Source organism: Streptosporangium sp. H13245, assembly GCF_055690525.1.
In genome coordinates, this window is the sequence record NZ_JBSZKT010000006.1 from 96,379 (window position 1) to 117,614 (window position 21,236).

General features: G+C 70.9%; 16 protein-coding genes, 3 tRNA genes and 1 pseudogene. 12 read left to right on the top strand and 8 right to left on the bottom strand.

Annotated elements, in window-relative coordinates; genetic code table 11:
- Window positions 1-25 precede the first annotated feature (25 nt).
- Window positions 26-673, bottom strand: coding sequence for a response regulator transcription factor (locus tag ACW9TB_RS13400; RefSeq protein WP_344918654.1), 648 nt, complete (start codon window positions 671-673; stop codon window positions 26-28).
- On the bottom strand, window positions 664-1,914 hold the full coding sequence (locus ACW9TB_RS13405; protein ID WP_472748319.1) for a sensor histidine kinase: 1,251 nt from the start codon (window positions 1,912-1,914) through the stop codon (window positions 664-666). The genes ACW9TB_RS13400 and ACW9TB_RS13405 overlap by 10 nt, the downstream gene beginning before the upstream one ends.
- A 273-nt stretch (window positions 1,915-2,187) precedes the next feature.
- On the opposite strand from ACW9TB_RS13405, the gene ACW9TB_RS13410 reads away from it, so the two are divergent.
- The 4 genes from ACW9TB_RS13410 to ACW9TB_RS13425 all read left to right on the top strand — a co-directional run bounded on the left by ACW9TB_RS13410 (window position 2,188) and on the right by ACW9TB_RS13425 (window position 7,496).
- Window positions 2,188-3,486 carry an acyltransferase family protein gene (locus ACW9TB_RS13410; RefSeq protein ID WP_472748320.1) on the top strand — a complete coding sequence of 433 codons (1,299 nt, stop codon included), beginning with the start codon at window positions 2,188-2,190 and terminating at the stop codon, window positions 3,484-3,486.
- A 72-nt stretch (window positions 3,487-3,558) separates the two neighbouring features.
- The gene (locus ACW9TB_RS13415; protein ID WP_472748321.1) at window positions 3,559-4,299 is read left to right on the top strand and encodes an SDR family oxidoreductase; all 741 of its coding nucleotides are present in this window, start codon (window positions 3,559-3,561) and stop codon (window positions 4,297-4,299) included.
- A 127-nt stretch (window positions 4,300-4,426) separates the two neighbouring features.
- Window positions 4,427-6,919 carry a DEAD/DEAH box helicase gene (locus tag ACW9TB_RS13420; RefSeq protein ID WP_472748322.1) on the top strand — a complete coding sequence of 831 codons (2,493 nt, stop codon included), beginning with the start codon at window positions 4,427-4,429 and terminating at the stop codon, window positions 6,917-6,919.
- Between the two features lie 61 nt (window positions 6,920-6,980).
- The gene (locus ACW9TB_RS13425; protein ID WP_472748323.1) at window positions 6,981-7,496 is read left to right on the top strand and encodes a DUF2087 domain-containing protein; all 516 of its coding nucleotides are present in this window, start codon (window positions 6,981-6,983) and stop codon (window positions 7,494-7,496) included.
- Here the strand turns inward: ACW9TB_RS13425 and ACW9TB_RS13430 are convergent.
- A complete protein-coding gene (locus ACW9TB_RS13430; RefSeq protein ID WP_472748324.1) occupies window positions 7,463-8,425 on the bottom strand; it encodes a helix-turn-helix transcriptional regulator in 963 nt (320 codons plus the stop codon). The two genes, ACW9TB_RS13425 and ACW9TB_RS13430, sit on opposite strands and share 34 nt — an antisense overlap.
- Before the next feature lie 63 nt (window positions 8,426-8,488).
- Here ACW9TB_RS13430 and ACW9TB_RS13435 point away from each other — a divergent pair, with 63 nt between their 5' ends.
- Window positions 8,489-10,741 (top strand): ATP-binding cassette domain-containing protein, encoded by a 2,253-nt coding sequence (locus tag ACW9TB_RS13435; RefSeq protein ID WP_472748325.1) that lies wholly within the window; start codon window positions 8,489-8,491, stop codon window positions 10,739-10,741.
- Between the two features lie 66 nt (window positions 10,742-10,807).
- Here the strand turns inward: ACW9TB_RS13435 and ACW9TB_RS13440 are convergent, their stop codons facing one another.
- Window positions 10,808-11,872: a sulfite oxidase gene (locus ACW9TB_RS13440; protein ID WP_472748326.1), complete on the bottom strand. Its 1,065-nt coding sequence runs from the start codon at window positions 11,870-11,872 to the stop codon at window positions 10,808-10,810.
- Between the two features lie 99 nt (window positions 11,873-11,971).
- Between ACW9TB_RS13440 and ACW9TB_RS13445 the strand changes: the two genes are divergently transcribed.
- A complete protein-coding gene (locus ACW9TB_RS13445) occupies window positions 11,972-13,405 on the top strand; it encodes a serine hydrolase (protein ID WP_472748327.1) in 1,434 nt (477 codons plus the stop codon).
- A 138-nt stretch (window positions 13,406-13,543) separates the two neighbouring features.
- Here the strand turns inward: ACW9TB_RS13445 and ACW9TB_RS13450 are convergent, their stop codons facing one another.
- The 3 genes from ACW9TB_RS13450 to dusB all read right to left on the bottom strand — a co-directional run bounded on the left by ACW9TB_RS13450 (window position 13,544) and on the right by dusB (window position 17,914).
- A complete protein-coding gene (locus tag ACW9TB_RS13450) occupies window positions 13,544-14,533 on the bottom strand; it encodes a TAXI family TRAP transporter solute-binding subunit (protein WP_472748328.1) in 990 nt (329 codons plus the stop codon).
- Window positions 14,530-16,491, bottom strand: coding sequence for a TRAP transporter permease (locus ACW9TB_RS13455; RefSeq protein ID WP_472748329.1), 1,962 nt, complete (start codon window positions 16,489-16,491; stop codon window positions 14,530-14,532). The genes ACW9TB_RS13450 and ACW9TB_RS13455 overlap by 4 nt, the downstream gene beginning before the upstream one ends.
- Before the next feature lie 301 nt (window positions 16,492-16,792).
- Window positions 16,793-17,914 (bottom strand): tRNA dihydrouridine synthase DusB, encoded by a 1,122-nt coding sequence (dusB, locus tag ACW9TB_RS13460; protein ID WP_472748330.1) that lies wholly within the window; start codon window positions 17,912-17,914, stop codon window positions 16,793-16,795.
- Window positions 17,915-18,005: 91 nt separating this feature from the next.
- Between dusB and ACW9TB_RS13465 the strand changes: the two genes are divergently transcribed.
- The 4 genes from ACW9TB_RS13465 to ACW9TB_RS13480 all read left to right on the top strand — a co-directional run bounded on the left by ACW9TB_RS13465 (window position 18,006) and on the right by ACW9TB_RS13480 (window position 19,081).
- Window positions 18,006-18,668, top strand: coding sequence for an ACT domain-containing protein (locus ACW9TB_RS13465; protein WP_472748331.1), 663 nt, complete (start codon window positions 18,006-18,008; stop codon window positions 18,666-18,668).
- 153 nt (window positions 18,669-18,821) lie between these two features.
- Window positions 18,822-18,893, top strand: a tRNA-Gly gene (locus ACW9TB_RS13470).
- Between the two features lie 25 nt (window positions 18,894-18,918).
- A tRNA-Cys gene (locus ACW9TB_RS13475) sits at window positions 18,919-18,989 on the top strand.
- Window positions 18,990-19,006: 17 nt separating this feature from the next.
- Window positions 19,007-19,081 (top strand) — tRNA-Val (locus ACW9TB_RS13480).
- Between the two features lie 289 nt (window positions 19,082-19,370).
- Here the strand turns inward: ACW9TB_RS13480 and ACW9TB_RS13485 are convergent.
- Window positions 19,371-19,649, bottom strand: a pseudogene (locus ACW9TB_RS13485) (FAD-dependent thymidylate synthase); the annotation flags it as partial.
- A gap of 25 nt (window positions 19,650-19,674) precedes the next feature.
- Between ACW9TB_RS13485 and ACW9TB_RS13490 the strand changes: the two are divergent.
- Both ACW9TB_RS13490 and ACW9TB_RS13495 read left to right on the top strand, forming a co-directional pair.
- Window positions 19,675-20,499, top strand: a complete 825-nt coding sequence (locus tag ACW9TB_RS13490; RefSeq protein ID WP_472748332.1) for a recombinase family protein — start codon at window positions 19,675-19,677, stop codon at window positions 20,497-20,499.
- Complete coding sequence (locus ACW9TB_RS13495; RefSeq protein WP_472748507.1) at window positions 20,393-21,217, top strand: recombinase zinc ribbon domain-containing protein; 825 nt, start codon at window positions 20,393-20,395, stop codon at window positions 21,215-21,217. The genes ACW9TB_RS13490 and ACW9TB_RS13495 overlap by 107 nt, the downstream gene beginning before the upstream one ends.
- Window positions 21,218-21,236 lie beyond the last annotated feature (19 nt).

The following is a 21,236-nucleotide window of genomic DNA, read 5'->3' on the forward strand; positions in this document are numbered from 1 at the left end:
CCCGTACGGGAACGGGGCGCGCGGGTCAGGAGCGCAGGTAGGCCAGGACCGCGAGGACGCGGCGGTGCTGGTCGCCGTCCTCGGCGTACAGGCCGAGCTTGGCGAAGATGCTGCGGATGTGCTTCTCCACGGCCCCGTCGCTCACCACCAGCTGGCGGCCGATGGCCGGGTTGGACCTGCCCTCGGCCATCAGGCCGAGCACCTCGCGCTCTCGCGGGGTGAGCTGGGCGAGGGGGTCGTCCCTGCGGCGTCGCACCATCAGCTGTGCCACCACCTGGGGGTCGAAGACCGTGCCTCCGGCCGCGACCGTGCGCAGGCCCCCCATGAAGTCGTCCACGTCGACGACGCGGTCCTTGAGCAGGTATCCCACCGCGCCCCTGGCGTCGGCGAGCAGGTCGTCGGCATAGGACACCTCCACGTACTGGGACAGGATCAGCACCGGCGTGCCGGGAACCCTCCGGCGCGCCTCCACCGCCGCCCGCAGCCCCTCGTCGGTGAAGCCGGGCGGCATCCGCACGTCCACCACCGAGACGTCGGGCCGGTGCTCGGCGACGGCCTCCACCAGCCGGTCGCCGTCCCCCACCGCCGCGACCACCTGGCAGCCGAACTCCTCCAGGAGCCTGATCAGGCCTTCCCTGATGAGCACCGCGTCATCGGCCACAACTACCCGCACGGAACCTCCGCCACTATGACCGTCGGCCCTCCGACGGGTGAGTCGACCGCCAGCTCGCCGTCCACCGCCTTCAGGCGGTCGCCGAGACCCGACAGGCCATGCCCCTTGGCGACATGGGCGCCGCCAACCCCATCATCCCCGATCGTCAGCATGAGAAAGTCACCCGTCCTGCTCAGCGTCACGGTGCAGATCGTGGCCTGGCTGTGCTTGGCGATGTTGGTGAGGGACTCGGCGACGACGAAGTAGACGGTGTTCTCCACGGCGGCGGAGAAGCGCCCCAGCACCTGGACGTCCAGCTCGACGGGGACGGTGCAGCGGCCGGCGAGCGCGGCGAGCGCCGGGGCCAGGCCGCGGTCGCTGAGGATCGGCGGGGCGATGCCGCGCGAGAGGGCGCGCAGCTCGTCCAGGGTCTCGCGGGTGGAGGTGATCGCCTCGCCGAGCATCTGCTCGACGGCCCCCGGGTCGCGCTTGAGCTGGCGCTGGGCCCGCGACAGGTCCATGGCCAGGGAGACCAGGCGCTGCTGCGGCCCGTCGTGGATGTCGCGCTCCAGCCTGCGCAGCGCGTTGGCCTCGGCCGACACCGCGGCGGCCCGGCCCTCGGCCAGGTCGTCGATGCGGTCGTGCAGCTCGGCCACCCCGGTCAGCATGGCCCTGCCGAGCCCGGCCTGGACGAGCGCGGCACCCCGCACGATCACCGGGAGGGTGAGGGCGAAGAGCACGCCGATGGTGGTGTTGATGATCACGTCGATCCACAGGCCGCCGCCCAGGCCGAGGAGCGTGCCGAGTCCGCCGTCGTTGCCGGGGATGGCGTAGACGATCCACCCGTAGAGCGGGTAGGTGAGGCCCGCGATCGACCCGATCCACCAGACCACCGCCAGCACGAAGGTGATGATGGAGATCGGGAAGGCCACGATGCCGTAGAGCAGGTCGAGCCACGACTGGCCGCTGGTGAACGGGTTGATCATCCTGCGGAACCATCCCGCGTTCTCCGGGGCGGGCTGGTATCTCGGCCGGGCGACCGGGCGGCCGAGCACCTCCGGCAGCCAGCGACGCTCGACGTCCGCGAAGCCCCTGGCCACCAGGAGGGTCGTCGCGAGCACGGGCAGTCCCACGAACACGGCGGCGGTGCCGGTCCCCGCCGCGAAGCCGATCACCATCAGGGCGAACCAGATGATGGAGAGCGGGAAGCCCACGACCAGGTAGCGGGTGTCGGTGCCGATGCGGCTGAGGAGGGTTCTCATGCCGCCCACGCTACGAGTACCGGGCCCCTCGTTCGACCCTGCGCGCCCGCATACCGGGGTGGGGCCAGCACTACCCGGGGTGGTGGGGAGATCGGCCGGGAAGACTGCTGCGCGCGTCACTGCGCCGCCGGGGCCCCGGCGGGAGGCTTCTCGTATCGCCACACCTGAGATTTTCGCTGGCCCTCCCCGAGAATCGAGATCCCCTTGACCGCCGTGATCCCCGGCCCGGCAGTGCGTCCGGCAGCGCCCCCGACATCCCGTACGGCACCTCGCGTGGCGTCCGCGCCCGCCGGGCGTGACCCGTTCATCGACATGCTGCGCGTGTTCGGCATGGCCCTGGTGGTGCTCCAGCACTGGAGCATGCCGCTGCTCTCCTTCGCCGACGGCCGGATCTCCACCGGCAACGCGCTGGCCACGGGGAACGCGTGGATGATCACGTGGATCAGCCAGGTGATGCCGGTGGTGTTCTTCGCGGGGGGCGCGGCCAACGCGATCAGCCGGCGGAGCGCGGCGCGGCGCGGCGAGGCGACTCCCGCGTGGCTCGCGGGGCGCCTGCGCCGCCTGGCCTGGCCGGTGATCCCGCTGGCGGCGGTCTGGCTGCCCCTGCCCCACCTGCTTCTCGCGCTCGGCGTGCCGGAGCAGCCGGTCCTGACCGCGTCGCGGCTGGCCGGGCAGCTGCTGTGGTTCCTGGCGATCTATCTTGTCGCGGTGGCGGTGACCACGCCGATGCTCAGGCTCAACATGCTCCACGGCTGGCGGGTGCCGGCCGCGCTGGCGGCGGGGGCCGTGGTGGTGGACGTCCTGCGCTTCACCAGCGGCCTGGACATCGCCGGTTTCCCCAACATCGTGCTGGTCTGGCTGGCGGTGCACCAGCTCGGCTTCCTGTACGCCGACGGGCGGCTGGGCCGCCCCTGGATCATGGCGCTGGCCGGGTACGGCCTGGGCGCGGCGCTGACGGCCTTCGGCCCCTACCCGCTCAGCATGATCGGGATGCCGGGGGCCTCCGTCTCCAACATGGCCCCGCCCACGGTCGCGCTGCTCGCGGTCGGGGTGGGCCAGATCGGGCTGGCGCTGGCGCTGCGCCGGTGGATCGTCTCCTTCGCGGAGTGGCCGGGGGTCGCGCGGGCGCTGGGCTGGGCCGGCGGCCGGATGATGACCCTCTACCTGTGGCACATGAGCGCGCTGTTCGTCATCGTCTCGGTGGTCGTGGTGGGCCTGGGCATCTCCACCCCCGCGCCGGGCACCTCGGCCTGGCTGTCCGGCTGGCCGCACTGGCTGATCATGCTCTCCCTGGCGATGTGGCCGCTGCTGCGGGGGTTCGCCCGGTTCGAGACGCCCCCGGCGACCGGGCCGTACACCGGCGGGGCGGTCAGGACGCTCACGGCCTGCGCGCTGGTGGGGCTGGGCCTGCTCACGCTCACGGTGACCGGTTTCGTCCCCGGGGTGGCGCCCCTGCTGGGGGCGGGCGCGATCGTGGTGGGCCTGACGCTCACCGGCTCCTCCCGCCGCACCTCGCCCGTCTCGCCCGGTATGCCCGCCTCACCCGCTCTGTCGGTTTCGCCTGCCCCGTAGAATATATGGACAGTGTGTTCATAAGCATGTATATGTACATGGAGTACATAAATTCTCGGAGGGAGATCGATCATGAGCACCGCACCGGATCGCGTCGCCGTCGTCACCGGAGGCTCCCGGGGCATCGGCCGCCAGGTCGTGGAGCGGCTCGCCGCCGACGGTCACGCCGTCGTGGTCAACTACGCGAGCAACGACACCGAGGGCAGGGCCGCGGCCAAGGAGGCCTCCGCGGCCGGGGGCAAGGGCCTGGCCGTACGGGCCGACGTCGGTGACCCCGCCGAGGTCTCCGCGCTCTTCGACACGGCCGAGGAGGCCTTCGGCGGCGTCGACGTCGTCGTCCACGCCGCCGGGATCATGGGCCCGCCCGTCCCGGTCGCCGACCTCGACTTCGAGGTGCTGGACCGCGTCCTGCGCGTCAACGTACGCGGCACCTTCGCCGTCGCCCAGCAGGCCGCCAGGAGGCTGCGCCGGGGCGGCGCCCTGATCACCTTCTCCACCTCGGTCGTCGGGCTGGCCTTCCCCGGCTACGGCGCCTACGTCGCCTCCAAGAGCGCCGTCGAGGGCCTCACGCTCATCCTGGCCCGCGAGCTGCGCGGCAGGGACGTCACCGTCAACACCGTCGCCCCCGGGCCCACCGCCACCGCGCTCTTCCTGGACGGCAAGGACGAGGAGACCGTCGCGAGGCTGGCCGCCCAGCCGCCCCTGGAGCGACTGGGCCAGCCCTCGGACATCGCCGAGGCCGTGGCCTTCCTCGCCGGTCCCGCCCGCTGGGTCAACGGGCAGGTGCTCCGGGTCAACGGCGGAATCATCTGATTTGATCAGCATTTATGCCGAAAAAAGCGGCCGTAACTGCATAAAGTCATGCGCTTGACCTGGAATGTAAGGTGATCCACGGCCGCCTCCGGTCCGACCACCTCAAGTTCTTCGGCAGTATTGAACCGTGAGCCTCGTAGACCGCCTGCCAGAAGAGATCGACGCCGACCCCGATGCCATCTTCGACGCCTTCGTCGCGTGGAACTCCGAGCGGGGACTGACCCTCTACCCGGCGCAGGAGGAGGCTCTTATCGAGGTGGTGTCGGGAAACAACCTGATCCTGGCCACCCCGACCGGCTCGGGCAAGAGCCTGGTCGCCGCCGGAGCCCACTTCACCGCGCTCACCAGGGACGTGCGCACCTTCTACACCGCGCCGATCAAGGCGCTGGTGTCGGAGAAGTTCTTCGACCTGTGCGCGGTGTTCGGCACCGAGAACGTCGGGATGATGACCGGCGACGCGAGCGTGAACCCCGGGGCGCCGATCATCTGCTGCACCGCGGAGATCCTCGCCAACGTCGCGCTGCGCGACGGCGCCGCGGCCGACATCGGCCAGGTGGTGATGGACGAGTTCCACTTCTACTCCGAGCCCGACCGGGGCTGGGCCTGGCAGGTGCCGCTCCTGGAGCTGCCGAACGTCCAGTTCGTCCTGATGTCGGCGACCCTGGGAGACGTCACCAGGTTCGAGGAGGACCTGACCCGGCGCACCGGCAGGCCCACCGCGGTGGTGAAGAACGCCGAGCGCCCGGTCCCGCTCGTCTACTCCTACCGGATGACCCCCCTCCACGAGACGCTGGAGGAGATGCTCACCACCAACCAGTACCCCGTCTACGTCGTCCACTTCACCCAGGCCTCGGCCATGGAGCGGGCGCAGGCGCTGATGAGCATCAACATGTCGACCAAGGCCGAGAAGGAGGCGATCGCCTCCATGATCGGCCACTTCCGGTTCACCACCCGGTTCGGCAAGGCGCTCTCCCGGCTGGTGCGGCACGGCATCGGCGTGCACCACGCCGGGATGCTCCCGAAGTACCGCCGCCTGGTGGAACGCCTCGCCCAGGCTGGCCTGCTGAAGGTCATCTGCGGCACCGACACGCTCGGCGTCGGCGTCAACGTCCCGATCAGGACCGTGCTGTTCACCGCGCTGTCGAAGTACGACGGCAACAAGGTGCGGCGGCTGCGCGCCCGCGAGTTCCACCAGATCGCCGGGCGGGCCGGGCGCGCCGGGTTCGACACCATCGGCTACGTCGTCTGCCAGGCCCCCGACCACGTCGTGGAGAACGAGAAGGCCCTTGCCAAGATCGGCGACGATCCCAAGAGACGACGGGGGTTCGCCCGCAAGAAGCCGCCGGAGGGCTTCGTCGGCTGGAGCGAGGAGACCTTCGAGAAGCTGCAGACCGCCGAGCCCGAGCCGCTGAACTCCCGCTTCAAGGTGAGCAACGCCATGCTCCTCGCGGTGATCAACCGCCCCGGCGACTGCTACGCGGCCATGCGCCACCTGCTCACCGACAACCACGAGGACCGCAAGTGGCAGCGGCGGCACATCACCCAGGCCATCGCGATCTACCGGTCGCTGCTGGCCGGGGGCGTGGTGGAGAAGCTGGACGAGCCCGACGACCACGGCCGGATGGCCCGCCTCACCGTCGACCTCCAGGAGGACTTCGCGCTGAACCAGGCGCTGTCCACCTTCGCGCTGGCCACCCTCGAACTCCTCGACATGGAGTCGCCGAACTACGCCCTGGACATGGTCTCGATCATCGAGTCCATCCTCGACGACCCCCGCCAGATCCTGTCGGCGCAGCTCAAGAAGGCGCGCGGCGAGGCGGTGGCGCTGATGAAGGCCGACGGCGTCGAGTACGAGGAGCGGATGGAGCTCCTCAACGACGTCACGTACCCCATGCCGCTGGCCGACATGCTGCTGGGCGCCTACGAGACCTACCGGCGCGGCCACCCCTGGGTGGGCGACTACACGGTCAGCCCCAAGAGCGTCGTCCGCGACATGTACGAGCGGGCGATGACCTTCGCCGACTACGTGCAGTTCTACGAGCTGACCCGCTCCGAGGGCACCGTCCTGCGCTATCTCGCCGACGCCTACCGCACCCTGTCGCGGACCATCCCCGAGCACCTCAAGACCGAGGACCTGGTCGACCTCATCGAGTGGCTCGGCGAGCTGGTCCGCCAGGTCGACTCCAGCCTCCTGGACGAGTGGGAGCAGCTGCAGAACCCGACCGGGGAGGTGGAGGCGCCCTCGCTGGAGGAGAGCACCAGGCCGGTCACCGCCAACACCCGCGCGTTCCGCGTGCTGGTCCGCAACGCGATGTTCCGCCTGATCGAGCTCGCCTCCCTGGAGAACGAGCAGGAGCTGGAGCAGCTGGCCCCCGACGTCGACTGGGGCGCCGCGCTCGACGCCTACTACGACGACCACGAGGAGATCGGCACCGGCCCGGACGCCCGGGGCCCCGGCCTGCTCCGCATCGAGGAGGAGAAGGAGTTCTGGCGCGTCCGCCAGGTCGTCTCCGACCCCGCGGGCGACGGCGACTGGGGCATCGACGCCCAGGTGGACCTCGCCGCCTCCGACGAGGAGGGCCGCGCGGTGGTCCACGTCATCGGCCTGAACCGCCTCTGACGGCCCCGGCCCGGCCGTTTCCGGGGTGGGGACACCGGGCGGGACCGGCGAGAATGGCGGGATGAGTGACGACGCGATCAGGCAGGTGCTGGGCCTGCTGTACCAGGAAGACACGTTGAAGGTGCTGGCCGCCCTGGTGCTGGGCGACAAGCCGGAGGAGTCCGGCCTCGACAGGGAGGCGGTCAGGCGCGCGCTGGACCGCCTGGAACGCGGCGGGCTGGCCGTACGGGGTGAGGACGGCGAGTGGGAGGCGCGGCGCGAGCGGTTCCGTGAGCTGCTGCACGCCACGGCCAGGCCCGCCACCCCGGTCTCCCCCGGGGAGAGGGTCCTGCAGTCCTTCCTCGTCGAGGGGCGGCTGCGGGCGATCCCCACCAAGCGCGACAAGCAGCTGGTCGTGCTCGACTACGTGGTCCAGGTCTTCGAGCCGGGGGTCCGCTACCCGGAGAAGGAGGTCAACGTCGCGCTGCGCGCCTTCCACGACGACTACGCGGCGCTGCGCCGCTATCTCGTCGAGGAGGGCATGCTCAGCCGGGCGGACAACGTCTACTGGCGCAGCGGCGGCTCCGTCGAGGCCTGAAAGCGGGCGGCCAGCGTCCGGAGGTGGTCGATCAGCTCGGGCGGCTCCCGTACGGTGAAGTCCAGGCCGAGCTGCCCGACGGTGAGCGCCAGCCACTCCAGCGAGTCGCCGCCGGTGCGCAGCAGGCAGCTGTGCTCGTCCAGCTCCTCCAGCACCCAGCCGGGCCCGGAGAAGCGTTCGGCGACCACGGCCAGGGGCGCGTGCACGACGACCACCGCCCGGTGGCGGCTGATGGGGTCGACGATCGACTCCTCGACGTAGCCGGGGGGCGGCTCGCGCGGCGGGAAGCGCACCCCGGTCCCCAGCGGGGAGGTGAGCCGGTCCACCCGGTAGGTCCGCCAGTCCTCCCTGCCGGTGTCCCACGCCACGAGATACCAGCGCCGCCCGGTGGAGGCCAGCCGGTACGGGTCGGCGACCCGGCCGCTCTCCCGCCCGTCGCGGCGGCGGTAGCCGAAGCGGATCCGCTCGCGGTCGCGGCAGGTCTGGGCCAGCAGTGCGAGGGTGGCCGCCTCCACGGTGGGCGTCGCCCCGACCGGCGCCACCGGCTGCGTCTGCGACCGCAGGGTGTGCACGCGCAGGCGCAGCCGGGAGGGCAGCACCTGTTCCAGCTTGGCCAGGGCGCGGGCCGAGGTCTCCTCGATCCCGGCCACCGTGCCGCTCGCCGCCATCCGCAGGCCCACCGCGATGGCGACGGCCTCCTCGTCGTCGAGGAGCAGCGGCGGCATGGCGGTGCCCGCCTCCAGCCGGTACCCCCCGGCCGGGCCGGTGGTCGCGTGCACGGGGTAGCCCAGCTCGCGCAGGCGGTCGACGTCGCGCCTGAGCGTGCGCGGGCTCACCCCCAGCCGCCCGGCCAGCTCGGGCCCCGGCCACTCCCGGTGGGCCTGCAGCAGCGACAGCAGTCTCAGTACCCGTCCCGTGGTGTCGGCCATGCCGTCCACGATGCCACCGGTCGCGGCCAGGATCTGACCTAAACCGTGGCTAGCGTGCCCGGAATGAGCCACATCGAGATAACGGGCGCACGGGAGAACAACCTCAAGAACGTCTCCCTGAAGATCCCCAAGAAGCAGATCACCGTCTTCACCGGCATCTCGGGGTCGGGCAAGTCCTCCATCGTCTTCGACACGATCGCCGCGGAGTCACAGCGCCAGCTCAACGAGACCTTCACCTCCTTCGTCCGCAACCGCCTGCCCCACTACGGCCGGCCGGACGCCGACGCCATCGGCAACCTCTCGGCCGCCGTCGTCGTCGGCCAGCGGCGGCTGGGCGGCAACTCCCGCTCCACCGTCGGCACCGTCACCGACATCCACCCGCTGCTGAGGCTGCTCTACTCACGCGTCGGCACGCCGTTCGCCGGTTACTCCAACGCGTTCTCCTTCAACGACCCCGCCGGGATGTGCCCGGAGTGCGAAGGGGTGGGCCGGAAGATCGCCCTGGACCTGGACCTGGCCCTCGACCGGACGAAGTCGCTCAACGAGGGCGCGATCCTGCTGCCGGGCTTCCGGGTCGGCAGCTGGCAGTGGAACCTGTACGCCTACTCGGGACTGTTCGACAACGACAAGCCCCTGGTGGACTACACCGACGCCGAGCTGGACACGCTGCTGAGCGGCAGCGGGCCCGTCGTCACCTTCCAGACGAAGGCCGGGATGGCCCCGCAGAAGTACGAGGGCCTGATCGACAAGTTCAACCGGCTCTACGTCAAGCGGGACATCGAGGAGAGGGCCAACCGGGACGCGGTGATGGAGTTCGTCTCGGCGCTGCCCTGCCCGCTGTGCGCGGGGGCCAGGCTCAACCAGACCACGCTGGCCTGCCGGATCGGCGGGCGCAACATCGCCGAGCTGGCCGCGATGGAGGTCCGGCACCTGGTCGACGTGGTCGCCGGGATCGACGACCCGGTCGCGGCGACGATGGTCCCGGCGATCCTGGACCGGCTGCGGCACCTGGTCACCATCGGCCTGGGGTATCTCAGCCTGGACCGGCCGACGCCCACCCTCTCCGGCGGGGAGTCGCAGCGGATCAAGATGGTCAAGCACCTGGGCAGCAGCCTGACCGACATGACGTACATCTTCGACGAGCCGACCGTCGGGCTGCACCCGCGCGACGTGACGCGCATGAACGAGCTGCTGCGGGAGCTGCGGGACAAGGGCAACACCGTGCTCGTCGTCGAGCACGACCGCGACGTCATAGAGATCGCCGACCACGTGGTGGACGTCGGGCCGCGCGCCGGGACGCACGGCGGCGAGATCGTCTACGAGGGCGGCGTCGAGGGCCTGCGGCAGGCCCGCACCCTCACCGGGCGGCACCTGCGCCGCAATCCGCCGCTCAAGACCTCGTTCAGGGAGCCGACCGGCGCGCTGGTCGTCGCCGGGGCCACCGCGCACAACCTCAGGGACGTCACGGTCTCCTTCCCCGCCGGGGTGCTCACCGTGGTCACCGGGGTCGCGGGGTCGGGCAAGAGCAGCCTGGTCAACGAGGCGTTCCTGGCCGGGCACCCGGGGGCGGTGGTGATCGACCAGAGCGCGGTCGGCACCTCGGTCCGGTCCAACCCGGCCACCTACACCGGGCTGATGGACGAGGTACGCGGGCTCTTCGCCGCCGCGGGCGGGGTGAGCCCCGCGCTGTTCAGCTTCAACTCCAAGGGGGCCTGCCCGGGGTGCCAGGGCCTCGGGGTCATCCACACCGACCTGGCGTTCATGGACGGGATCACCTCCGTGTGCGAGGTGTGCCGGGGGCGGCGGTTCCGGCCCGAGGTCCTGCGGCACACGCTGCGCGGCAGGTCCGTCTCCGACGTGCTGGAGATGACGGTCGGCGAGGCCGCGGAGTTCTTCACCGAGCCGAAACCCCTGCGCGTCCTGCGGACGCTGAAGGAGGTCGGGCTGGGCTACCTCAGGCTCGGCCAGCCGCTCAGCAGCCTGTCGGGGGGCGAGTGCCAGCGGATCAAGCTGGCGGGGGAGCTCCACAAGAGGAGCAGCGTCTACGTGATGGACGAGCCGACGACCGGGCTGCACATGTCGGACGTCGAGCACCTGATCGAGATCATGGACAGCCTGGTGGACGGCGGCAACACGGTCATCGTCATCGAGCACAACCTCGACGTGATCAAGAACGCCGACTGGATCGTCGACCTCGGCCCCGACGGCGGCGACCGGGGCGGCACCGTGATCTTCGAGGGCACGCCGCTGCGCCTCCTCGACGAGCCGGACTCGTTCACCGCCGAGTACCTCCGCCGCGACCTGGCCCGCCCGTAGCGCGCCCGGTGGCTTTTAAGGGCTTTCAGGGTCTTTCAGGAGCGCAGGTGACGCGGACGCTGCCTTTTAGAGGGCGCAGGTGACGCGGACGCGGGACCAGGAGGTGTTGGCGTACCCCTTGGGATTCCACACGTGCCGGGGCGACTCCGGCTGGGTGGCCCCGGCGCTGTCCCAGGCACGGGCGACGATCACGGTCTCGCCCTCCCCCAGGTCGGCGGTGACGTGCCAGTGCCGCCACGCCCACGGGCCCACCTGCTCGCCGAGGTCCGCCTGGGTCCAGGTGCCGCCTCCGTCGAGGGAGACGTCGACGCGGGCGACGGTACGGCCGTCCCCGGCGTAGGCGTAGCCGGTGATCCGGATGGGGCCCGGCCGCGTACGGGCGCCGTCGGCGGGGCTCAGGATGGCGGTGTTGAGGACGACGGGTCCCAGGGAGATGCCGTCACCGGGCCCCGCGTCGGCGGGGTCGGCCTCGGCGGGCAGGAGGCGGTAGGCCGTGGCCTGGAAGTAGTTGTCCGAGGGCTCCTCCCGCGCGGTGACGCGCTGGAGCCACTTGACGCTGCGGGCGCCGATCCAGCCGGGGACCACGACGCGGAGCGGGGCGCCGTGGGCCGGGGGCAGCGGCCGGTCGTTCATCGCCCAGGCCAGCAGGACCTGCCCGCCGACGGCCTTGGCCACGGGGACGGAGGCGCCGTAGGGCTGGGCGGGATCGGCGAGCCGGGAGACGTCGGGAGCGGCGAAGGCGATGTGCGCGGCCTCGGGGAGCAGCCCGGCGCGCGCGAGGACGTCGGCCAGGCCGACACCGTTCCAGCGGGCGGTGGAGGTGGCGCCGGGCCCCCAGGGATCCTCACCGGGAATGTCGCGGACCTCGGCCAGCGCGGCACGGCGGTTGCCCGCGCACTGCAGGGTCGCCACCAGGACGCGCTCGGGGAACCCGGCGCGCAGGTCCTCCAGGGACAGCGTCAGCGGGCGCTCGACCAGGCCGTCCACGGTGAGGCGCCAGGAGCCCGGATCCAGGTCCGGGATGGGGCCGTGGTTGCGGCTGTAGAAGGCGTCGAGCGGGGTGAGGATGTGATCGGCCAGGGCGCACGGCGGAGCCTCGGCGTTGTACGGATCGGTCCCGTGGACCACCATGTCGTCTCTCTTGCCCCACGTGTTCACATGACTCGGAGTACCCGGAGAAGATCGAAAATACCCGGAACACGGGTTATCCACCCGTTATGATCATGGCCCATGTCAACTTTCCGAACCGGAACGAGACGACGCGCCGCGGTCGCGCTGGTCACCGCCTCGATGCTGCTGGGCACCTCGGTGCCGCCCGCCCAGGCCGGCGACACCGGCGAGGTGGCCGGTTTCCTGCGGGACGCCATGGCCGGGCTGCGCTTCGAGCAGGTCCTCGACCTGGCCCCGCCGGGATCCCCGCAGGCACGAACACTCGCCGACGTGGTCGAGAAGGACGCGAGGACGGCCGGCGACTACGCCCGGCTGTTCGCGAACGCCGCCGACCCCGCGCCGATCGTCCAGCAGCCACAGCTCGACGTGACGGTGCTGGAGCTGGACCGGCGAGGCCGCCCGGTGTCGTCGGGCACGGTGCTGATGAGCCCGCAGTACCCACGCGGGATCGTCGTGCCGGTGGACCGGAACTTCCACACGACCCAGGTGCGATGGCGGCAGTGGGACGACGCCGGATGGTACGCCAACCAGGGCCGGGGAACCATCGACGTGGTCCCGGGCCGGGAGAACGCGCCCATCGACTTCATGCTCCCCTACCCGGCCTCCGTCCTGAAGCTGATGGTCGGGTTCGGGGTGCTGCGGCTGGTGGACAAGGGCGAGATCAGGCTTGAGGACACCTACGACTACCGGCCCACCGCGCTCAGCTCGCTGTGCGGCGGCCCGACCAGCGACACCGTCGGCGCCTATCTGGACGCCTCGATCACCTCCTCCAGCAACGCCGCGTCCTGCGCGCTGGTGAAGCTGCTGCACGACCGAGGCGCGGTGGACGAGCTCAACCAGACCTTCCAGGACCTCGGCCTGGAGACCATGCAGCTGAAGAACACCAACCCGGCCAACGGCGGACGCTGGTCCAACCCGGTGACGATGAGCTCACTGGACACGGCCAAACTGCTCGCGCTGGTCAACGGCGTACGCGGCACGGCATGGACCGCCCCCGGCGGCAGGCCGGTCACCGGCGAGGTGCTGAGCCCCGCCTCCCGCCAGGTGTTCACGAGGCTGCTCGGCGAGCAGGGCTTCAACGACATGCTCTCCACCACGAACCGGTGCGGCGCCCCGTACCCGGCTCCGGGCATCCCGCAGCGGGTGGCGGCGCGGTGGGTGGCCCCCGACGGCTCGGTGACGGTCGCGGGCAACGACTTCGGCCGGGACGTACGCCCCTGCGACGAGCGGGCGCAGGTCACCTTCGCGCACAAGACCGGGTGGGTCGGCAACTCCGGGGCCGACGCGGGCATCGTAAAATCCCTGCCGGGCAAGGACGGGCGCCACTACATCGTCGTCGCGTTCACCAACCTCGGCACCCAGTACGTCGACGCCAACCGGCCCGCCACCGAACCCGGCGTCTACCCGGTCGCCTACACCGAGAAGCTGGCTCGGCTGGGCCAGGCGATCGACCGCTACGAGGCGGCCTCCCACGGCCGGCGCGCCAGAGGCTGACCGGCCGGGAGCCGAACACCCCCGTGCCCGCCGCTCCGGCGGGCACGGGACGTGGATCACCGGTCAGCCGTAGTGCTTCCTCGCGCCGTCGTGCAGGTCTCGTACAGGCGGGCCACCCGCCGGAGCGCGCCGCCGGTGTCAGCCGTAGTACTTCCTCGCGCCGTCGTGCAGGGGCACCGGCTCGGTCCGCTGGGCGTTGTCGCGGGTGATGTCCTTCGCCGCGGGGTGGACCTTCTCCAGGTCCGCCTTGTGGTCGAAGAGCAGCTTCGTCAGGCTTCCCGCCAGGACGGGGTCCATCTTCTCGTTCACCACGAGCAGGTTGGGCACCGAGATCGTGGACACGTCGGCCGGGGTCTCGTAGACGTCCTTGGCGATCGTGCCCGCGGCGTACACCTCACCGTGCTCGGCCCGCATCGCGGGCAGCACCCCGTCCAGCGGGACGAAGGCGACCTCGCCCTTGAGCGAGGTCAGCAGGTCGGTGAGGCCCGGCGTGGGCAGCCCGCCCGACCAGACCAGGGCGTCGAGGTCGCCGTCCTTGACGGCCTGCACGCTCTCCGGCAGGCCCAGCGACTGGCGGGTGACGTCCTTGTCCGGGTCGAGACCGGCGGCCTTCAGCAGGCGCAGCGCGATCACCTCGGTGCCGGAGTTGGGCGAGCCGGTGGAGACCCGCTTGCCCTTCAGATCGGCGACGGACTTCACGCCGGAGCCGGTGGTGGCGACCACCTGGGTGTAGTTGTCGTACAGGCGGGCGACGGCGCGGATCGGCTGGGGCGCGGTGAAGGCGCCCTTGCCCGCGACGGCGTCGGCGGCGGAGTCGGCGAGGGTGAAGGCGATGTCGGAGTCGCCCCTGACGACCCGCTGGATGTTCTCCACCGAGGCGCCGGTCGCCTCGGCCGTGGCCTGGTAGCCGGGGAGGTTCTTGCCGATCTGGTCGGCCAGGCCCCCGCCGAGGACGTAGTAGACGCCGGTGGTGTTGCCGGTGGCGATCGACAGCCGCCTGCCCTCGGCGCCGCTCTGGCCCGCGCTCTGCCCGGCCTGTTCGGCCCGTTCGGCCGACCGGTCACCGCCGCACCCGGTGAGCAACAGGACCCCCGCCGCCAGCAGGACGGCCACACGTTTGACGGTCAATGCACTGCCTCTCGTTTGCGCACCACCAGATGGAGGGAGACGGCCACGATCAGGAGGCCCGCCCCGGCGAGGGCGGGCAGCGGCGCCAGGAACAGCAGCAGCACCGCCGCCACCGCGCACAGCACCCGCTCGACGGGCCCGGCAGGTCCGAGCAGCCGCCCGCCGGTGGCGGCGGCCAGCGCGGCGACCGCGAGCGCCGAGACCCCGGTGGCCGCCAGGATCTCCCCGACCGTGCCCTGGGCGAGCAGCCCGGCCCCGCCGGGGGTCAGCACGAACGCGAACGGCACCAGGAACGCGGGCAGCGTGTACTTCCAGGTCGCCATCATGGTCCGGTAGGCGTTGCCCCCGGTGATGGCCGACGCCGCGAAGGCCGACAGCGCCGTGGGCGGGCTGACCTCCGACAGCACGGCGTAGTAGAAGATGAACATGTACGCCTCGGCCTGGCTGACGCCGAGATCCGTCAGCGCGGGCCCGATGATGACCGCCGCGATGACGAACGACGCGGTCACCGGCACGGCGAGGCCGAGCACGAGCACCGCGACCGCGCACAGCAGCGCGGTGACGGCCAGGATCCCGCCCGAGGCCCCGACGATCAGCGAGCTGGCCTTGAGGCCGAGCCCGGTGAGCGTGACGACGGCGACGATCAGCCCGGCGGCGGCGCAGGTCGCGGCGACCGGCAGCACCCCGGTCGTCCCCGCCGCCAGGGCCCGCGCCGCCCTGCGCGGGGTGAGGGCGTGCTCCCTGTCGAGGAAGGAGAGCGCGACGGCCAGCAGGGTGGCGTACACCACGGCGCGGAACGGCGACTGGCCCAGCGCCATCAGGACGACGATCACGAAGAGCGAGCTGAAGTGGTAGCCGAACCGCCTGACCAGCGGCCAGAACCTCGGCGCGTCCACCTCGACGGCCCGCGTCCCGTACTTGCGGGCGTCGATCTCGATGGCCAGGAAGATGCCCAGGTAGTACAGGACCGTGGGGATGGTGGCGTACAGCAGCACCGTGAGGTAGCTCACCCGCATGTACTCGGCGATGATGAACGCCGCCGCGCCGAGCGTGGGAGGCGACAGGATCGCCCCGATGCCCGCCGCCGCGAGCACTCCCCCGCCCTGCTCGGGCGGGTATCCCGCCCGACGCAGGATCGGCCAGGCGACGCTGCCCACGCTCACCGTCGTCGCGACGCCCGAGCCGCTGACCGTGCCGAGCAGGAACCCGGCGAGGGTGACCGTACGGCCCGGCGCGGAGCGCGAGCGGCGGAACGCGGCCAGGGAGACGTCCACGAAGAACTTCCCCGCCCCTGAGTGGTCGAGGACCGCGCCGTAGACGGTGAACAGGATGATGTAGGTGGCCGCCACGTCGAGCGGCACCCCGTACACGCCGTCGGTGCCCATCACGAACGAGACGACGATCCGGTCGATGTCGTAGCCGCGGTGCCCGATGACCCAGTCAAAGGGCAAATAGCCGCCGTAGTAGGCGTAGAGGACGAACGCGACGCAGACCGCGGGCAGGATCCATCCGACGGTGCGGCGGCAGGCCTCCAGGACCAGCAGCACGATGACCGTCCCGGCCACCACGTCGAGGGTCGTCGGCTCGAAGGCGCGCCGGATGAAGTCGTCGAAGACCACCAGCGGGTAGAGGCAGGCCGCGAGCGCCAGCAGGGCCGCCGCCCAGTCCGCGACGCCCGGCCGGTCGGTGCCCCGCCGCCCCGGCTTGTAGCAGAGGAAGACGAGCGGCAGCACGACCGCGAGGAAGATCATCCGGTACGGGAGCACGGCGCCTGGCCGGAAGGCCCGGTACAGGACGTAGAGCGACAGCCCGAGGGCGACCAGCGTGACGGCCCGCGCCACCCAGCCGGAGAGCCGCCGGGCGGGCCGCTCCGCGTCGAACTCCGCGATCAGCTCGTCCGCCGACGCGGTGCCCGTCGTCGTGTCGCCCGCCGATCCCGCCGATGTGGTGCCTGTCAAACCGCCGTCTCCACGTGTGAGCCGCGACCTTTGACCGCAGATTACATAGATCACTGACGCCCGTCCGTCAGGGCACGGTCACATTCGCGTCACACCTGCCGTACACCTGCCGTGCGGGCCGCACCGGGCCGGTTGGAACGCGCGAGGAGGCATGAAGAGGCATGAAGAGCGTGAAATGTCCGGAGAGCCCGGAGAGCGGAGCCGAAACCGAAGCGACCGGAAGCGGACGCCGGAAGCCCGGAACGACGGCCCGCCCCGGCGCTGTCCCCGGACCGCCCTGGCGCCGTCAACCCCGGCGCCGTCAGCCGCCCGAGGTGTCGTTCTCCGCGTCCGCGCTGGGAACCGCGAGGTCGTAGGGGTCGTCCAGCCACCCGGCGGGCAGGTGGACGCGGTCGCGCGGGTTGGTCTTGCCCCGGGGGGTGTCCACGCCGTCGGGCCACGGCTGGGCGGCGTCGAGCTCGGCGAGCCCCTCCCGCAGCCCGGACAGGCTCTCCGAGGTGGCCAGGCGGCGGCGGAGCTCGGCACCGGCGGTGAAGCCCTTGAGGTACCAGCCGACGTGCTTGCGGAAGTCGACCACGGCGTGCCGCTCGCTCTCGAAGCACTCGGCCATCAGGGTCGCGTGCCGGTCCATGGTCGCGGCGACCTCGCCCAGCAGGGGCCGACGCCGCTCGTCGCCCCCCTCGCACATGGCCGCCAGGTCGGCGAACAGCCACGGGCGCCCCAGGCAGCCCCGGCCCACGACGACGCCGTCGCACCCGGTCTCGTCCATCATGCGGCGCGCGTCGGCGGCGCTCCAGATGTCGCCGTTGCCGAGCACCGGGATCTCCGTCACGCTCTCCTTGAGCCGCGCGATCGCCTCCCAGTCGGCGGTGCCGCCGTAGTGCTGGATCGCGGTACGGGCGTGCAGCGCGACCGCGGAGACGCCCTCCTCGACGGCGATCCGCCCGGCGTCCAGGTAGGTCAGGTGGTCGTCGTCGATGCCCTTGCGCATCTTCACGGTCACCGGCAGCGCCCCGGCGTTGCCCACGGCCTCGCGCAGGATCGCCCGGAACAGGTTGCGCTTGTACGGGAGCGCGGAGCCGCCGCCCTTGCGGGTCACCTTGGGCACCGGGCAGCCGAAGTTGAGGTCGACGTGGTCGGCCAGGTCCTCTTCCGCGATCATGCGGACGGCCCTGCCGACGGTCACCGGGTCGATCCCGTACAGCTGGATGCTGCGGGGGCTCTCCTCGGGCTCGAACCGGATCATCTTGAAGGTCTTGGGGTTGCGCTCCACCAGCGCCCGCGTCGTGATCATCTCGCAGACGAACAGCCCGCCGCCCTGCTCCCGGCAGAGGGTACGGAAGGGCGCGTTGGTGATCCCCGCCATCGGGGCGAGGACGACCGGCGGCCATACCTCCAGTGATCCCAGCTTCAACGACTCCACCTGGCTTTTCTACCGCACCGCGACGAGCGGGACGAATCATCGCTGGATATGGTGTCCCTGACGTGGATCAACGTGACATGGGAGGCCCCGGATGCTGCTGCGACTGCGGATCGCACTGCCCGACCAGCCGGGCTCCCTGGGGAAGGTGACCCGTGTCCTCGGCGTCGCGGGCGCGGACATCACCCAGGTGGTCGTCCTCGAACGCGGCGAGGGCCGGGCGCTGGACGACATCACCGTCTACTGGCCCGACTCCGCCCCCAGGGAGAGCCTGATCGAGGGGCTGGAGAGCGTCCCGGGGGTGGAGATCGAGGGCATCTGGGGCACGCGCGAGGCGCCGGGGACCTACCCGGAGCTGGAGATCCTCAAGTACATCACCACCGCGGGCGACCGCGCCCTGGCCACCCTGCTCGACTCCATGCCGGTGCTGTTCAGCGCCGACTGGGCGGCGGCGGCGACCGAGAAGAGCCCCCGCGCGGTCGTCCACTCCAGCTGGCGCGCTCCCGAGCAGGTGCCCTTCCCCGACGAGACCCCCGTCCGCCCGACGGCCTTCACCCTCGACTCCGGCCTGCACGTGATCGCCGCCCCGCTGCCCCCGCTGGCCCTGACCTTCCTGCTGGCCCGCGCGGACGGCCCCGCCTTCCACCGCATCGAGGTGCACCGCCTCACCCGCATCCTGGAGATCTTCCTCACCCTGCCCGCCGTGGAACGCGTCGTCACCCGCCAGCCGCGCCGCCCGGCCGGGCAGGACGGCTGAACGACCACCTGGCCGGACCCGCCGTACGGGGGCCCGGGGGCGGATTCGCGCGACGGGCACGGGACCGGGGGCTGAACGCGCGGTTACGCAACCGCCGGGAAAACCCGCTAGAGTTCTCTCGTCGCCACCGGGTACGAAACCCGGAGGAAACACGCGGAAGTGGCTCAGTGGTAGAGCATCACCTTGCCAAGGTGAGGGTCGCGGGTTCGAATCCCGTCTTCCGCTCGAAGGGTCTTCGGGCTCTCACTCCGGTGGAGTGGCCGAGAGGCGAGGCAACGGCCTGCAAAGCCGTCTACACGGGTTCAAATCCCGTCTCCACCTCTGGTCCTTCCCCATGCGGACGATTAGCTCAGCGGGAGAGCACTTCCCTGACACGGAAGGGGTCACAGGTTCAATCCCTGTATCGTCCACCACCGCCCGTACACGGGTAGCTAGAACGGCCGTCAAAGTCCCACCCCAGGGACCTTGGCGGCCTTTCGGCTTCTCTGGGTGATGTCGGTTGTTCCGGGTTGTTGTCAGTACCGGTGCTGACATTGTGCTGACCCTCGACGCCCCTGCCGGCACACGGACCGGGCCTGAGAGTCCGCCCGATAGATGAGTGAACGGGGAGGGGAAGTATGACCTCTCCCCCTCGACTCGTCCCATGACGACCATGTCCACGGGATGGCTGTCGAGGAGGAAGGCGCGGGCGGCCTCTCTGGCCTTCTGGCGCGGCACTCCCTTCTGGGCCAGGTCGTTGCGGACGGCGACGTACCAGTCCTCGGCGATCCCCGAGAAGTTCGTGAGGTAGGTCTCGTAGTCGGTGCCGCGCAGGGCGGGCGGGATGATCGGCTGTCGGCCGGTCTCATCTACGTAGCGCTGGCTCTGCACGGAGAACGAAAGGTGCCGGTGCCTGATCAGCTCGGCCAGCAGGGTTCGGCTGACGTCCCTGATGAGGAACGTCGCGCTGAAGTGCTCCAGTACCGAGAAGTGGTAGAACATGCACAGAGGCCCTATTAAACCGTAGGTGCTCGTGCCGAAGACGACCACACTGCCAGAGGGAACGGACCTGGTCCCCGTCGTGTCCTACGCTCGCATCTCGGCCGACCTTCGCGGCGACGAACACGGAGTGCAGTACCAGCACCGGGTCAACAGCCAGACGGCCGAGCGGCACGGCTGGGTCGTGGTGCACGAGTTCACCGACAACGACAAGTCAGCCGCCAAGGCCGACGTCTACCGCGACGACTTCGAAGCGATGCTCAAGGTTCTCAAGGGCGGAAAGCTGCCGGACGGCAGGGAGGTCCGGGGCGTCGTCATCATCGCAGAGGATCGGCTGGCCCGTCGTCCCGGCGACTACGAACGGTTCGTGGAGGCGATCACCTACCGGGACGGGCGAGTCTTCGCGGACGCCAAGCAGTCCAAAGACCTCTACAGCGAAGACGTGGAGAGCATGGGCCTGTTCGGCGCGGTCATCTCCAAAATGGAGGTCCGCAAGATGCAACGCCGCATGCGCGACTCTCACCAGGCGCGGGCACTCCAGGGCAAGGCCGTGGGCGGTCCTCGTCCGTTCGGCTGGAAGGATGACCGGATCACGGTGGAAGAGCAGGAAGCGGCCTTGCTGCGCCAGGCTGCCCGCGACTTCGCCGGGGGCACGTCGCTCTACGCCATCGTCATGGACTGGAAGCGGCGCGGGGATCAAGACCCCTCGGGGCAACGACTGGCAGATGCGCACACTCAACTCGGCACTGGCCAAGCCGCGCATGTGCGGCTACCGGGAGCTGCGCGGCGAACTGGTCCGCGACGCGAGCGGCGCCCCGATCACCGGGGAGTGGCAACCGATCCTCACCCCTGAGGAATGGCTGGCCGTACGAGACATCATCGACAGCCGCAAAGGACACACCGTCAAGCGGGGCGGCGCCGTAGGTGCTCCCCTCCCCCTGGACTACCGAGAGCACCGCTACCTGCTGACCGGCGTGCTGCGCTGCGGCCGTCCCGTCGCGGGCGGGGGCGTGTGCAACGTGCCGCTGAGAACCAAGAAGACGAAGGACGGCAAGCGGCACATCTACTTCTGTCCCGGCCAGGACGTGGGCGGCTGCGGCGGCGTCGCGCGGCGCGGGGACCTGGTCGACTTCGCGATTTCGGAACTCGTGCTCGGTCAGATGGAACTCGCCCAGTACACGGACGTGGACGACGCTCCCCTGTGGACCAGGGAAGAGGAACTCACCGACGTGGAGGAGCAACTGGAAGAACTGACCCGGCAGTGGCGGGCACGGAAGATCTCCAACAACCTCTACTTCCGCAACGCCGCTGACTTGGAAGGCGACATCGCCCGGTTGCGGGCGGAGAAGAACAAGATCACGGGACGGGCGGAACGCCAGCGGGCGAGCATGGTCACCGACATCAAGGAGATCCGGCGGCGCTGGTACCTCCCGGAAGCGGAGGGTGGGCTACCGCTGTCACGGAAGCGGGCGCATGTCCGGGAGATGCTCCACGCGGTGATCGTGCACCCGGCGGGCAAGGGGCGGGCCACCTTCAACCCCGACCTCCTCGAACCGGTGTGGATGGAGTAGGAGCGTTACTCATCTGGAG

What these genes read in the sequence shown, in the direction of transcription:
- ACW9TB_RS13405 (WP_472748319.1), bottom strand. Translation starts at nt 1,914, where the DNA reads ATGAGAACCCTCCTCAGCCGCATCGGCACCGACACCCGCTACCTGGTC.
- ACW9TB_RS13415 (WP_472748321.1), top strand. Translation starts at nt 3,559, where the DNA reads ATGAGCACCGCACCGGATCGCGTCGCCGTCGTCACCGGAGGCTCCCGG.
- ACW9TB_RS13425 (WP_472748323.1), top strand. Translation starts at nt 6,981, where the DNA reads ATGAGTGACGACGCGATCAGGCAGGTGCTGGGCCTGCTGTACCAGGAA.
- ACW9TB_RS13430 (WP_472748324.1), bottom strand. Translation starts at nt 8,425, where the DNA reads ATGGCCGACACCACGGGACGGGTACTGAGACTGCTGTCGCTGCTGCAG.
- ACW9TB_RS13435 (WP_472748325.1), top strand. Translation starts at nt 8,489, where the DNA reads ATGAGCCACATCGAGATAACGGGCGCACGGGAGAACAACCTCAAGAAC.
- ACW9TB_RS13440 (WP_472748326.1), bottom strand. Translation starts at nt 11,872, where the DNA reads ATGGTGGTCCACGGGACCGATCCGTACAACGCCGAGGCTCCGCCGTGC.
- ACW9TB_RS13445 (WP_472748327.1), top strand. Translation starts at nt 11,972, where the DNA reads ATGTCAACTTTCCGAACCGGAACGAGACGACGCGCCGCGGTCGCGCTG.
- ACW9TB_RS13465 (WP_472748331.1), top strand. Translation starts at nt 18,006, where the DNA reads ATGCTGCTGCGACTGCGGATCGCACTGCCCGACCAGCCGGGCTCCCTG.